Annotated in this window: 9 protein-coding genes; all 9 read right to left on the bottom strand. The window is 64.5% G+C overall.

All coding sequences use genetic code 11. The features are described from left to right. Nucleotides 1–75: 75 nt before the first annotated feature. The 9 genes from GE027_RS11770 to GE027_RS11730 all read right to left on the bottom strand — a co-directional run bounded on the left by GE027_RS11770 (nt 76) and on the right by GE027_RS11730 (nt 14,732). Nucleotides 76–1,377, bottom strand: coding sequence for an aminotransferase class V-fold PLP-dependent enzyme (locus GE027_RS11770; RefSeq protein ID WP_153557392.1), 1,302 nt, complete (start codon nt 1,375–1,377; stop codon nt 76–78). A gap of 48 nt (nt 1,378–1,425) precedes the next feature. Then, the gene (sufU, locus tag GE027_RS11765) at nt 1,426–1,860 is read right to left on the bottom strand and encodes a Fe-S cluster assembly sulfur transfer protein SufU (RefSeq protein WP_153557391.1); all 435 of its coding nucleotides are present in this window, start codon (nt 1,858–1,860) and stop codon (nt 1,426–1,428) included. A 65-nt stretch (nt 1,861–1,925) separates the two neighbouring features. After that, nucleotides 1,926–2,975: a hypothetical protein gene (locus GE027_RS11760; RefSeq protein WP_153557390.1), complete on the bottom strand. Its 1,050-nt coding sequence runs from the start codon at nt 2,973–2,975 to the stop codon at nt 1,926–1,928. Nucleotides 2,976–3,002: 27 nt separating this feature from the next. After that, nucleotides 3,003–4,934 (bottom strand): coiled-coil domain-containing protein, encoded by a 1,932-nt coding sequence (locus GE027_RS11755; protein WP_237607472.1) that lies wholly within the window; start codon nt 4,932–4,934, stop codon nt 3,003–3,005. 285 nt (nt 4,935–5,219) lie between these two features. After that, the gene (locus GE027_RS11750) at nt 5,220–7,625 is read right to left on the bottom strand and encodes a polyketide synthase (RefSeq protein WP_153557389.1); all 2,406 of its coding nucleotides are present in this window, start codon (nt 7,623–7,625) and stop codon (nt 5,220–5,222) included. A 31-nt stretch (nt 7,626–7,656) separates the two neighbouring features. After that, complete coding sequence (locus GE027_RS11745; protein ID WP_153557388.1) at nt 7,657–10,482, bottom strand: vWA domain-containing protein; 2,826 nt, start codon at nt 10,480–10,482, stop codon at nt 7,657–7,659. After that, nucleotides 10,479–12,797: a BatA domain-containing protein gene (locus GE027_RS11740; RefSeq protein WP_153557387.1), complete on the bottom strand. Its 2,319-nt coding sequence runs from the start codon at nt 12,795–12,797 to the stop codon at nt 10,479–10,481. Before GE027_RS11740 ends, GE027_RS11745 begins: the two co-directional genes overlap by 4 nt. Before the next feature lie 11 nt (nt 12,798–12,808). Continuing rightward, nucleotides 12,809–13,690, bottom strand: a complete 882-nt coding sequence (locus GE027_RS11735; protein ID WP_153557395.1) for a DUF58 domain-containing protein — start codon at nt 13,688–13,690, stop codon at nt 12,809–12,811. Further along, the gene (locus GE027_RS11730; protein ID WP_153557386.1) at nt 13,680–14,732 is read right to left on the bottom strand and encodes an AAA family ATPase; all 1,053 of its coding nucleotides are present in this window, start codon (nt 14,730–14,732) and stop codon (nt 13,680–13,682) included. The genes GE027_RS11735 and GE027_RS11730 overlap by 11 nt, the downstream gene beginning before the upstream one ends. Between the last annotated feature and the right edge of the window lie 14 nt (nt 14,733–14,746).

Raw genomic sequence — 14,746 nt, 5'->3', positions numbered from 1 at the left:
AACTCCTGACTCGCTTAGACTCGCCAGGATTCGGGGGAGAGGGGAGAAAATGGTGGTGGGGGATTCATCTGCCGCTTAGCTACGTCGTCGGCGGCGGCGACCTTGGGGCGCGAACTTGGCTCGGACTTCGCGGACCGCTTCGACGAACCGTTCTACTTCGTCCATTGTGTTGTACAAGTAGAAACTCGCTCGCGTGCTGGACGATAGCCCGAGGGATTTGTGCAGCGGCATCGCGCAGTGATGCCCGGCACGAACCGCGATGCCCCGGGTGTCCATCCACTGGGCGATGTCATGGGCGTGCACGCCCTCGATCGCAAAACTGACGATCCCGCTCTTGTCCGCCGGGTCCTGTGGACCGATCAAACGCACGCCCGGGACGTCGGCGAGCAAGGCGTGCGCGTGCTGGGTGAGATTCACCTCGTGGCGATGGATGCGTTCCAAACCGATGTCGGTCAGGTAATCGATCGCCGCGCCCAAGCCGATCGCTTCGGTGATCGGCGGTGTGCCGGCTTCGAACTTGTCCGGCAGTTCCGCGGGCGCAAACCCTTCGGTCGTCACGCTCTGGATCATCGCTCCGCCACCCAGGAACGGTGGCATCGACTCGAGCAACTCGCGGCGACCGTACAAAACGCCGATCCCCGTGGGGCCACATAACTTGTGGCCGCTGAAGACCAGAAAGTCCGGTTGCCAGGCCTGCACGTCGATGGCCATGTGCGGCGCGGTCTGGGCCGCATCGACCAGGGTCCGAGCCCCGTGCTGCTGGGCTTGCCGGACCCATTGCTGGACCGGGTTGATGGTTCCCAGCACGTTGCTGACGGCCGTAAAGGCAAACAGCTTGATGCGCGAGCCGTGCTGCTGCCACAGGGCATCGAGCTGCTGTTGGTCGACCTGTCCGTTGTCATTGAGCGGGGCAAAGACGACCTCACATCCGACCCGCTCGGCCAACTGATGCCAGGGCACGATGTTGGCGTGATGTTCCATCATCGTCAGCAGGATCACGTCGCCGCGGCCGACGTTCTGGTCACCCCAGGTCCGGGCCACCGTGTTGATCGCGGCGGTGGTCCCGGCGGCGAACAGCACTTCATCGGAAGAGGCGGCGTTCAAGAAGACACTGACCGAGCGACGAGCCTGCTCGTAGCGATCGGTCGAGGATTCGCTGAGCGTATGGATGCCGCGATGCACGTTGGCGTAGTAACGCTGGTAGCAATCGCTGATCGCGTCGATGACCTGTCGCGGCCGCTGGGTACTGGCGGCGTTGTCCAGATAGGCCAGCGGTTCGCCGCTGGCGGCCTTCTGAAGGAGGATGGGAAAATCAGCCCTCAACGACTGCGGATCGAAGCTGGTGGCGGGCGGGGTGGTGATCGTGGAAGGATCCATAAAGCGTTTCGGGCAGGTTGTATCAGGGGAAGGCAGGAAGGGCCCAGCCTACGACTCTTCGCCCAGGCTGGGGCCGCCGAACGTGGCCGAGTCGTCGTCTTCATCCAAGGGCGAATGCAGCGCTCGCTGGACGACTCGCCAAGACAGCAGGCAACACTTCTGACGGTTCGGAGTCAGCTGGGGACCGAACAATTCCAGCATCTCGGTCGCCGAGAATTCCTTCAGCTCCTCCGGCGTCATGCCCTCGATTCTTTCCATCAGCATCGAAGCCGAAGCCTGGCTGATGACGCATCCTTTTCCATCGAACCAAGCTTCTTTTATTTTACCCTCTCCATCCAACCGCAATTCAACGCGGATCTCGTCACCGCACAGCGGATTGTTGCCCTCCTCGGCGTGCGTGGCCGTGTCGCACTGGCCACGGTGGTAGGGGTCTTCGTAATGATCGAGGACGTGTTCTTCGTAGATGTCTTGTTCTGAAGGCATTGTAGTGGTTTGGCGAGGTTCGAATCGTGTTCGCGCGTGGACGGGTCGGTTCGCATGCCAGCAGGCTACTGGTCGGTGGCCAGTTTGCGGAAGTAGGCTTCGATCGCGTCGCGATAATGGGTGGGCAGATCGCGGCCGATCTGCTGGAGGGCTTCCTGACGCTGGGCCGGCGGTAGTTTTCCCCAACCCGCGCGGTCGCCCAGATCACGAGAATCGACGTCGCCCGCTCCGCTGCCGCCGGCGGCCTGGCTGTCCTGCATGGCTTGGCTCTGGCCACCTTGGCCGCCAGGGCTGCCGCCGGACGAGCTCTGCTGTTGCTGTTGTTGCTGCTGCTGTTGTTGTTCGATCTTGTCGATCAGCTTGGTCAGTTTATCAATTATCTCTTGTTCCTGCTGCTGGACTTGATCGTTGACCCGCCCCAGATCCAAGCGACGCTGCACATCGCCCATCAAGCGGGAAATCTCGTCCAGTGAGTCCGGTTTAAGGGGCTTGATATCCGCTAACATTAATTTGGCCGTTCGGGCAAATCGCAGCGGACACTCTGCGTCGTTCTCCAGCAACAGCCGCAAATCGGCCAGCGCCGCGTCTTTGTGCAGCAGGGCATGCTGGCTGGCGGCCCGGTAAAACAGCACGGTGGCGGGGTCCAGAAACGTCGTCGCCTGGACATCAACCAACAACGGCAGCGCCTCGTCGAACAAACGCTGCCGCACCAGATGGCGGGCGGCGTACACCTCGACCACCTCCCGCAGAGGGGCAGCAAGTTTGTTCAGTTGCTCGTCTTCGGGCTGGGCACCGGGTTCTTGCAAAGTCTGTAATACCTGCTCGACCGCCGGCGTCACGTCCGCCGCGGCCAGGACAAAGGCGTCCAGCGAATCGGTCCCCGGTCGCTCCGCTGCCGCAGCAAACACCTCGGCCGCCTGCTCGATCGCCCGCTCGGAAACGTTCTGCTGGGCCAGCATATCGCGGAGCGTCTGCTGGAGGACTTCGGCCGACGGTTTCTGCCACGCGGCTTCGCGCTGCAAGGCATCGGCCGCTCTGCCCACCGGCGCCGGCCCGCTGGCTGAGACCAGACCCATCACCAGCGTCGCCGCGATTATCCCTCTGGCTCGATTCATCTCCCAACTCCTTTGCCGCTGGCGACGTTATTGATTGCGTTTGAGAACCAAGTCTCGAGTGATCGTATAAAGGCGCCTCTGCCGCTGGGCCAGGTCTTGCAGCAACCCTTGGATCTCGGCCGGCACCGCGTCTCCGGACTCGCGAAGCAAGTTGTCGTAGCGTTCGGTGGTTCCTTTGACACGGGTTTGCATCGTGCGGATCAACTTCAATTCCGCCAAGGCCGCGACCAACGGCTGCTCGCCCGGGCCCTGTTGCTGCTGTTGTTGTTGCTGCTGTTGCTGTTGACGCTGTTTTTCGAGATCTCGCTGCGCCTTCTGCAGGGCGGCGATCATCTCTTCCAGGGCCGCCAGGATGTCCTCCTGGATGCCCTGCGTGACCACGTCGACCTTGGTTTGCGCCAACCGATCCGCGACGGTCTGCATGTCACCGCGAATCTGTGAAACGACTTCGGGAAACGCGACGCTGGAACCTTCCTCGCGCAGCAGCAACATTGCTCGGTCCGCCTCCAACACGATCTGTTTCTCTTCGCCGGCCAGATTGCCGGCCCGCAAATCGGTCTGCCGATCACGGTTTTCCGCCGGAATCGCCGCCAACTCCTGCGTTTTCTCCAGCACGGCGGTCTGCATCTGCGCCATCTTTCTCAGACGCGATTCCAGCCGCGCCAGTTCGCGCTGCATCTCCTCTTCACGCAATTGGCGAAGGATTTTCTCCAGCTGGTCGATCGCTCGACGAATTTCCTGTTCCGCTTGCCGCTGTTTCTCGGTGGCCTGTTCCCTTTTGGCGTTCTCCAGGTCCTGCTTTGCCTGCCGCATTTTTTCCAACGCCTTTTCCAGCTGCTGCTGGGCGTTTTGCTGGGGAGTTTGCGGTTGCTGTTGGTCCTGAGACGACTCGCCCGCCTGCTCGGATGCGTCACCGGACTGCTGCGAAGATTCGCCCGACTGCTGGGCTTGCTGGGCCGCTTGTAGGTTTTGCTGAGCCCGGCGAGCTTCTTCCTGAGCCTTCTCGGCGGCGGCTTTCGCTTCGGCCGCGGCTTGTTCGGCCTGCTGTTGCTCGGCCTCGTCGCCCGACTCCTGGGCCTGCTGCTGTTTTTTCTCCGCTTCGGCGAGCGCCTTTTCGGCTTCGGCCTGCCGCCGCTCCGCTTCGGCCGCTTCGGCCTCCGCCCGCTCTAACAGCTCCTCCAACATCGCCTCGGCGGACTCTTCCCCAGCTTGCTGAGAGGATTCTTCCATCTGCTGAGAGGAATCTTCCGCCTGCTGAGAGGAATCTTCCATTTGCTGAGAGGATTCTTCCGCCTGCTGGGAGGAATCGGCATCTTCGCTGGAAGCATCGTCGCTTTCGATCGGCTGGTTGTCTTCGGCCATCTCGGCCTCGAGGGCCTCGGCTTGCTCGATGATTCCCTCCTGTTCGGCTTCCAGAACCTTCAGGTCCGCGCCGTTTTCGGTCCGCGCTCGCGTGCCGCGTTGGCGTCGTTCCTGGCGTTTGAGGTCTTTAATCCAGTTGCTGATCCGCTGTTTTTCATCGCGAATCCGCTGCGGCCGGTCCTCGGTCAGCAACAGCTTCAGCAGGGCGGCGAGGTTTTCCGAAGCCGCTTGTTGGTCGTCGAGGGCTTTTTGAAACTGGGCACTGCGGAGGGCTTCGGTGGCGCTGCTCATGCGGTCCAGGATGAACGTTTCGCGCGACTGTTTGGCCGCTCGCCGCAACAACGCCGCCCGTTCCGGGTTCTCGGTGGCTTCCACTTCGGCCAGCCGCAGCAACAGTTCTTCCAGCCGCTGGAATCGCTGGGACACCTGGTTTTGGCGATCGACCAGCGGCATCCCGGCGGCCTGCTGGTCACCGCCAGCCTGGCCCGCGTCGGCCTGCGGAGCGTCGCCGCGCGTCTGGGCAAAAGCGGTTTTTTCCCAGCCCGTGGCGAAGCATACCCCGATCGCCAACACGAACGTGCCAATAAAACGAATCACGAACAACCTCGGCGGCAGGGGACGAATTTGATGGCCGGCAAGCGAATGTCTAAAACCGGGGGCTAGCGCCCAAACGGCTGATGCGGAACCGCGGGCTAGCGCCCAAACGGCTGATGTGTAACCGGGGGCTAGTGCCCGAACGGCTGATGCGGAACCGCGGGCTAGCGCCCGAACGGCTGATGCGGAACCGCGGGCTAGCGCCCGAACGGCTGATGCGGAACCGCGGGCTAGGGCCCAAACGGCTGATGGGGAACCGAGGGCTAGCGCCCAAACGGCTGATGGGGGTTATTTGAATAGATCGCGAATGCGTTGGTTTCGTTCCTCCTGGGTGTCTTCGATCAGGTCTTCCTGCGAATCGAGCAGCGAACGCACCAGGTCCAGGATTTCATTATAGCTTTCCAAGTCCAGCATTTTTTCCAGCACGGCGGTCAGCTGTAATAATACCTCATCGGCCGATTCGACGGCCAAAGCGGTTTGTTGCCTGGCTGCCTCCGGACGTTCGATGCGTTCTTGAATGCCCTGGATCCGAACGGCAAGGGTTTCCAACGGACCGGCGACCACCTGTCGGATCGGCTGGGCCACCCCCTGACCGAGCCGTTCGCTGCGATCCAACGAATCGACGCGATTATTGGCCATTTCGGCCAGCAGGTCGTCGACCGAATGGGCCAAGCCTTCGAGTTCTTCGCGAGCTTTACTGGTCTGCAGCACGGCTTGCTGGAGCCGTAGCCGCAGGATCTGCAGCTGGCGCTGCGGCCCGCTGCCGCCATCGTCGGCCAGAGCTGCCGACGATTCTTCCTCGGCCGTTTCGCTTTGCGCGGCCAGGACCGCGGTGCTCTGCGACTGCGACTGCGACTGCGATTGCGACTGTAATGAATCCTGCCAGCCCTGCCGGCGCAGTTGATCCAGCGTGTCGCGGAGCGTCCGCGTCTCGTCGATGATCTGTTCCAGCCGGGCTCGCAGGGCCAGTTCTCGCCGTTCCAGCAGGGCCAACAGCTGGTCGGCGGTCACGATCTGCAGGCGGTAGACCTCGCTTCGCGCCAGGTGTTCCGGCCCCAGGTCGTAGGCGTCGACCGCTTCGCCAAACACATTGATCGCTTCGCCGGGCTGCAGTTCTGCGAGGCGACCGGCGGTGACCAGTTCGCGCAGGTCCAGGACCACATCGAACCGGCCATCGCGATCGGGCTGGACCGGCTGGGTGGTCGGCCGCGGATCGGGATTGTCGGCGGGCACGACCGAGACTTCGGCGGCCTCCACGCCGTAATCGTCGCGGATCGTTCCCTCGACCGGCAACCGGGCGACCGGGGTGATCGCGGTATCGATTCCGCTGAGCCGCATTTCGATCTCGGGTGGATCATCGGTCACCACGCCCAAGAAGTACTGAAACGGTGCCTCCGCATCGATGCCTTGCCGGTCACGCGGCACGATCGCCACGCTGGTGGGTGCTCGCAGGTCGGAGATGGAAAAGCGAAAGGTGCGGCCGTCGGGTTCCATTTCGAAATTTTGGACCGCTCGCGTTTCCTCGCCGTGGGTGACCAGGATGTCGACCTCGGGCGAAAGCGGCTTGGTGGCCGTGGCGACCAATTGCACGTCGGACCCTTCACGCAGCCGCAGCCCCGGTTGATAGATGATCGTGCGATCGGGCAGGGAACTGTCGCGATCGGTCCGCAGGTATTCCGGATAGTAGGCGATGACCTTCAACTGGCTGAGCGCCGGCGGCGGGACGGTTTGAATCTCGAAATCCTCCAACCGGTCATCCAGGCCGCGGACGGTGAACCGCAGGTCGCTGGCCAACCCGCTGAGCGGCGGCCCGTCGAGCACAAAATCTTGAAAGCCGTCGACCACGCGTCCGACGCGGCGAAGGTTCGCTTGGCCACGAGTGCCGTCGGCCGTGCGGTAGTACAGCGTGCAGACGTCCGGCACGATGGCCCCTTCGGCGCGGGCGCGAATCCGCAGCGTGGCGTCGGCTCCTTTGCCGATGCGGGCCACACCCTCGGTGAAGGGCACCTGGCGCACGGCCACGGTGTCGTCCTGCCGGGCGGTGACGGTGGGAATCTCCAGACCGACCATCCGCAGATCGGCGCTGCGCGGCCAGGGTTGATCGCTGAGCAGCAGCAGCCGCGCAGTGGCGCGTCCGAACACGCTGGGGCTGACGGCCAGCAACACGCCGGCGGCGACCAACAGGGGCACGACCAACCAGGCTTTGCGGCGCAGCGGTTCGGGCCGCAGCACACGCCGCTCGTCGATCTGGTCCGCCTCGGCGGCGGCCTGGCGGTGCACGCGCTCGAGCAGCGCCGGAGCGTGCGAATCGCCCTGGCGACGCGGATCGCTGAGCTGGACCGCGGTGACCAAACGCCCGGCCAACTGCGGATGCTGGCGTTCGAGCAGCAGGGCCAGACTGTCGTCCGGCAGCGGCCGTCGCCAACGGGCGATCCACAACCGCCACACCAGCACCGCCAAGATGGCGACGACCACCAAGAACAAAACCGTACGAGCGGAGCGAGGCATTTCGGTGCCGCCCAGCAACACCGGACCATAATCCAGCAGCAGACCGATCCAGAACGCGCCCAGGACCACCGCCCCGGCGGCCAACAGGGCATCCCATAGAACGTACCGACGGATGCGAGACCGCAGCCGTCCCAGCAAACTGCTGAGCTGCGGATCGAGATACGTTTGGGAAGGGTGGTTTGCCATGGGGTTTTAGTTAGGTCTACGGATTCGGGCGTTAAGCCAAGCGGTGCAGCCGACGCACGACCCATTCAAAGGTCAAACAGGTCGCTAGTAACCACAGCAGCGAAGCCCGCATGCGGCGGGCGAAATCGCGGTCCGGGGTTCCCGGCAGGACGGTCGTTTGCGGCTGCGGTTCGATCGCGGCCGCCAGGCCTTCGACGGCCGAGGTGGTCTCGCTGTCCAACGCCCCGCCGGCCGGGTCGATCGGCAGAAAGCGGCCACCGGTCATCGCCGCGACGGCCTGCAGGTCGTCGTCGTTGCGGCGGGGCCGCTCCAACTCCAGCGTCGGCAACCGCACCTGCACACTCTGCCGCAACACCTCTTCCTCCAAAGCGTTGCCCAGCGTCAGCCGCAGCTCGTAACTACCGGCTTGGCGAACCACGAAGCGGCCGCCGTAGGTCCCGGCACGCGGCTCGCCGGGCAAGGGCAGCAGACGGATTTTTTCGATGCGTCCATCGGGAGCCAACAGATCGGCTTCCACCGCCGGCACGTCCAGCGGTTCGAATTGGTCGTCGGTCAGCACGGCGCGAACGATCACCGTTTCGCCCACCATCGCTCGAGGCCGATCGACCAACAACAGACCGCGGTTGCTGTCTCGCAGCAGGCGTCCCTCGGAAACCCACCGCAGCAGTTTGGTGTAGTAGTTATCGAACAGGGCGTCGTCGACGCCGCGGAGCCGCCACATTTCGCCACTGGCTTGGAAGAACACGCGTCCGGCCCCGAAGAACTGCGACGCCATGAAGACCGGATACTCGTCGTTGACAGCCGTCGTGGGATCCGAAAAATACGCGTAGACTTTGGCCGCCGGTTTGGCGTCCTTGACGCCCACGAAATCGTACACGCCGCCCATCTGTTCCCAGGCTTCGAAACTGGACTGGGGCTCGTCGGTTACCCACAGGAATTCGGTGCGGAGGGCCTCGGGGGTAAACTCCAGCGGCCACTGGGTATCGCCGCCGGAGCGGCCGCCGCGGAGCAGCGGATTGGAAGTGCCCAGATTGACCGGAAAGAAACTGGCCAGTTTGGCGACTCGCGGATCGGTCCGGCGGGCGGACCACTGCGGCATGTAGACCGGCCCGGCCACCAGCACCAACCCACCGGCTTGCTCGCTCAACCAGCGATCCATCAAGTCCAGGTCGGCGGCGTCCAGCTGCAACCAATCGACGTCAAAGCCGATGATCGCGTCGTACTGAAACAGTTCCTCGGCGGTATCGGGAAACTCACTCAACTGCCCGTCGGCATCCTGGCTCATGCCGGGCTGGCCGGTCTGCAGCCAAACGTCCAGCCGCGTCGAATCATCGCGGTACAGCAGGTTGCGGACAAAGCGGTATTCGCGGGTCGGTCCACCGGCGATGGCCAACACGCGCAGCTTTCGCGCGACCACCTCATAACGAGCGTCCCGCATGTCGTCGGCTTGGTTCTGATCTCCCGGCGGGGCCACGATGCGGACCGCCAAGCGACGTCGTCCCACCGCCTCGGGTTCCAATTCAAAGGGCACGGCCGTCAGCGTTCCGTCGACCGCCAAGCGGACTTCCCGGCTGTCGATCACTTCACCGGGCGACGCCCCCGATTCGCCCTCGCCATCGCCATCGGCGCTCGCGTCGGGCCCGTCCAACAACTGAACCTGAACCGTCAGGTCCTCGCTGCCGCTGGCCTGCAACACGGCCGACAGAGAAAACTTGTCGCCGGGATAAACGCGCCGCGGCGCATCGAGGTCGACGATGCGGACGTTGACCGGAGCCTCCGAAGAGCCCAATCCCAGAGGATAAATGGTCACGCCACTGCGGGCCGCCAAGCCGGCAGCCGAAACGGCGGGCGCCCCCCCATTGGTCTGGCCGTCGGTCATCACGACGATGCCGGCCAGCGTAGCCGCATCGTGCCGCGACAGCACGTGCCGGACGGCGTCGCCCAGATGGGTTTGCGTCCCCTGGGCCAACAACGTCTGCCCCCAGTCTTCGACCCGAGGCGTTTCGGGTGCCTGGTCGTCGGGCGTCGAGTCGTCGTCGAAAGATGCGTCCTGCCCCGTCGCTTCGGCCGGCGCATCTTCGGCCAATCCCAACAGCGACGGCAGCGAGCGGTCGGTGTGGACGGACCACGCCGCCCCCAGGGCCCAGCCACCGAGCACGACCAACACGGCCCCGCCCAACAGCGGTTGGCCCAGCGTCGCGACGCGGCCGGTCGCGCCCAGATACAGCGAGATCAAACACAGCACGGCGGCGGCGGCCAGCGTCAGGGCGCCGGTCACGGCCAACCGAGAAGATACCGTTTGCGGTCCGCCGGCGGCCGAAGAATCGTTCTCCGCGGCGGCGGCGACGGGGTCCGTAGCGTCAGCGGCGTCCTCCAGTTGCAGGGTTTCTCCGTCGCTTCGCACTTCCAGTTCGCGCGGTTCATCGCCGGCGTCAAAGGCGTATACGGTCACGCGTTGTTGCCGGGCCAATTCGGGCAACATCTCGGACTCGTTCAAAATGCGAGCCGCCAGATCGATCCGCGACGGCGCGCCCACGACGTTGCTGGCCGGCAGCGACATGCTCTGACTGGTATCGACCAACACGGCCACTTCGCTCTGCCGCGTCACCCGTTGTTGGGCGCGGCGGGTGAGTCCGAAGAAAAAGAACACCAAGCCCAGCAGCGTTGCCACACGCAGCAACACCAGCGTTCCACGGACCAGCCGCGGCAGGTCCTGGGTATCGCGGCGGTACAGTTGGACCGTCAGGTACAGGATCGCCACGACGATGGCGACCACGAACGCCCACGCCCACCATCCGTCCAGCCAGGTGGCCCGCTGCAGCGAGTACACGATCTCCTCGCGGGAACTTCCGTTCATAACGCTCCTCCACCGCGTGGCGGATGGTAACTGGCCCAGTACGCCAGGGCTTGTTCGACCGCCAACAGCGTTGCCAACAACGCCAACAGGATCAACGTCGTGCCCGATCCGCCGGCGGCCGTGGACTGCTGGAGAACGTCTTCGATCGAGAAGAACTCGAGCCGCAGCGGCGCGAGTTCGCGTTGCAATTGATTGCGATCGACGCGGCTGAGGTCGCCTTCGCCGGGCAGAACCGCCGAGGCCATCGGCCGCACCTCGGTCTGTCCGTCCAGCCGCGAGAGCCACACTTCGGTGATCCCCGGCGTCAGCAACGTCGCCACGTCGGCTTCGCCACTGATGGCCGCGTCGGCGGGGTCCAGCCTCAGTTTCCAGCCCGCTTCGGTTTGCTCGGCCTGCATCTCGACCGGTACGCGGGGCGGTTGGTCGACGGCCGAGAGCACCTGCACGGTCCGCACATAGCGGTCGGCGGAGAGCGTCAATTCGATCGGCGCCGCGACCGAGCGCGAGGTCGGCACGGTGACGCCGGACCACAGGAACGCGTTGGCGCGGAGCATAAAGATGACGAACGTCGGATCGCCCCGCCAATTGGTTTGCTTTCCGCTCAGGCCGGCCAGAACCGTAACCACCTGGCCGCGCCCCAGCGTGTGCTGGACGACCAGCGGCAGCCCATCGCGACGCTCCAGCACGGTGCGCGGCGGATTATCCAAGGTAAAGCGACGGTCCTCGGTGTCCAGTTGCCAACTCTGGGCGATCGCGACGCGGCCGAAGACCGGATTGCCCAGCGGCTGGAAGGGTTCGTTCAGTGGATGCGTTTTTCCCAGCACGATGTCGCCGGTCTCCGCGCCGCCCGGGGGCAGCTCCGACTTGCGGCCCAGTGCCCCGGGCAACAGATTGCGCTGCTCGCCCAGCAGGACATCGTTCAAGCGAGTCGGTTGGGCGTTGTCGCCCAGGATCAGCGCCAGCCCGCCGCCCTCTTGGACGTACTGCGACAGCGCGGTCGCGGTGTTCTGCGTCACGTCCTGGGGATCGATCAGGTAGATCGCTCGATAGGGCCGCAGGTCTTCCAGCGTCGCCCCGCGAAGGAAGCTGGGCGGGCGGATTTCGGGGATCGCCCCGGTGGTCACTTGGCTGCCGGGATTCAAAACCGAAGCCACGTAGTAGGCCCCGGATTGTTCGGGGTCGGCATCGACGACCAGGACGCGCTGGGCGGCGGTGAGCGGCAGCGAACAGACGCGAGTGTTATCGGTCGACACCGCGTCGTCGGGCAGCGTCACCTCCACGGCATGCGTCCCCGGTTCCACCAGATGCACCTGAAACTGCCGCACGACCTCCTCGCCCGGTTCCAACCGATCGATCACGATCGCCGGCAGCGGTTCGACCGCACCGGAAAACTGCCGGGTCGGATCGGGCGTTGCCGCGGCCGTCCCGTAGCGGATCACACGAGCGGCCAGGTTGACGTTGGTCACCGGCGTGCTGCCGTAATTCTTGATCGCCGTCTCGATCACCACGGGAACGTCCGAGACCCAGACGTCGGGCAGGGGGGCCAGCCGGGTGACGCCGAGGTTCGCCGCGGGATTGGCCGCGGCGTCGATGCAGCGCAACTCGACCTTGTCAGAGTCGAGGGCTTCGAGGATCTCGCCGATGCGTTCGGGCGACTGCCAATCGCGGCGGCGAAAATCGCTGATCACATACACCACGGTCGCGTCGGCCGGCGTGTTGCTGACCAGCTCGCTGCCCAACTGCAGGGCGGGCACGATATCGACGCTCATCGGACTCGCTTCGGTGGCCATCACGCGATCGATCAAGCGACCGTCTCCGGTGATCGTCTGCACCGACAGATCGGCCGCGGCATCGCCGGCCGCCGCTCCGCCTCGCAGCACCAGGGCCGCGCGGCTGCTCCGCAGCACGGTCAATTGGTGTTGGCCTTGGTTGCCGGCCAGTTGTTCGGTCAGGGAGCACAGCGACGCCAGCGCCCGCCGGTAGGCCGGGCTGCCGCTGCTGGTGTCGGCCATCGAATAACTGTCGTCCAGAATCACCACGTGATGCGTCGTACGGCCACCGAGGGCGCCCAACAAGCGTCCGCCGGTCACCCAGCCGCACAGCATCGCGACCAACAGCGCGGCGACCGCCGTGCGGGCCAACCACAACAGCAACTGGCGAAGGATGATCCACTTGCGCTGCTTGCGGTAACTGGCCAGCAGAAAGTCCATCGCGGCCCAGCGTTGGCGACGATGGCGCAGCATGTTGATCAGGTGGACCAACAAGGGGACCGCCACGAACAAAAAACCGATCGAGAGCGCGGGATAAAGAAACATACGCTAGTCGTTCAGCCCCTCAGCTTGGGCAACCCCTTGCGCGCGGTCAGAAACTTGGCCAACACCGCATCGAGCGGCTCGCTGGTCCGCACCTGCAGGTAATCGATCATCAATCGTCCGCAGGCTTGCCGCGTCTGTTCGAGAAACTCGTTCATCGCTTCCAGGTAGCCTTCCCGCAGGGCCCGCGGATTGCAGTTCAAAAAGGCCGGCGTCTCCAGGCCTTCGAAACGCGTGGCGCCGTCGAAGTGAAAGTCCAGCTCGTCATCGTGCAGCACGTGCAGCAGGGCCACGTCGTGGCCGCGAGCCCGCAACACGCGCAGTCCTTCCAGCAGATCATCCACGCCCAACAGGTCCGAGACCACGGTGATCAGGCCGCGGCGGGGAATCGCCTGGGCGACCTGCCGCGCGACGCTCGGCAGCTCCGTCCGCTCGCCCGTGCCGACCTCGTCCAGGGCCGTCAACAGGCGGCCCAGTTGATGCCGGTTGCTCTTGGCCGGAACGCTCGAGCGCACCTCGCTGTCGAAGGTGAACAATCCGGTCGCGTCCTGTTGCCGCAGGGCCAAATAGGCCAGGCAGGCGGCCAGCGAGGCGGCGTACTCGAATTTGTTCTCCGCGCCCTGGCCATAGTCCATGCTGGCCGAACGGTCGACCAACAGGTGCAGCCGCAGGTTGGTTTCTTCCTCGTACTGTTTGATGTGCAGCCGGTCCTGCCGGGCGTACACCTTCCAGTCGATGTGCCGGATCTCGTCGCCGGCGGTGTACTGACGATGCTGCAGGAATTCGACCGACTGGCCAAAGTACGGACTGCGGTGCATGCCCGACAAAAAGCCTTCGACGACGCGGCGCGCGGTCAATTCCAAACGCCGAATCCGCTGCGTCGCTTCAGGACGCAAAAATCTTTTGGAATCGGGCATCGCGTGTCAGTTCATCTTCGGTTTTAGGAGTGGCTGCGAGGATCCGTTGGACGACGTCGTCGCTGGAAATACCTTCGCTCTCGGCGGCAAAGTTCACCACCATCCGATGCCGCAGCACCGGCGGAGCGAGGGCGGCGATGTCCTCGACCTGGACGTGGAATCGTCCTTCCAGCAGGGCTCGTGCCTTGCCGCCCAGGATCAAGTACTGCACCGCTCGCGGTCCGGCGCCCCAGCCGACCAGTTCGTCGACAAAGTCCGGCACGCCTTCGCTGCCCACCCGCGTTTGCCGCACCAGCGACAAGGCAAAGCGGACCACGTGGTCGCTGACCGGAACCTGACGCACCAGATCCTGCAGGGCCAGAATGTCCTCGCCCGAGAGGATCGGCTGGACGTCCGCCACGTCGGTGCCGGTGGTCCGCCGCGCCACCTCGAATTCCTCGTCAAAGCTCGGGTAGCGGACGAAGATCTTGAACATGAACCGGTCTTGCTGGGCTTCGGGCAACGGATACGTGCCCTCCTGCTCGATCGGGTTCTGCGTCGCCAGCACGAAGAACGGGTCGGGCAGGGTGTGCCGGATGCGGCCCACGGTCACCTGCCTCTCCTGCATCGCTTCCAACAGCGCGGCTTGCGTCTTGGGCGGCGTGCGGTTGATCTCGTCGGCCAGGATCACGTTGGCAAACAGGGGCCCTTCCATGAACCGCATCTCGCGGTGGCCCGTCGCCCGGTCCTCTTCGATGATCTCGGTTCCCGTGACGTCGGCCGGCATCAGGTCGGGGGTGAACTGCACGCGGCTGAACCGCAGGTCCAGGGCCCGCGACAGGGTGCTGATCATCAGCGTCTTGGCCAGCCCCGGCACGCCTTCGAGCAAGCAGTGACCGCGGCTGAACAGACAGATCAACAACTCGTCGATCACCTGATCCTGGCCGACGATGATCTTTCCCAATTGTTCCCGGATCGCGTCCCGGGCTTCGTGAAGCTTGCTGGCCTGGGCGGTGTCCAGCGGCGCGGCGTCAGCGTCCATCCGATTCCTTTACG

This window comes from Roseimaritima sediminicola (genome assembly GCF_009618275.1).
Lineage (GTDB): Bacteria > Planctomycetota > Planctomycetia > Pirellulales > Pirellulaceae > Roseimaritima > Roseimaritima sediminicola.
Note: the sequence above shows the minus strand (reverse complement) of the source record. Positions and strands in the feature narration are given on the sequence as shown.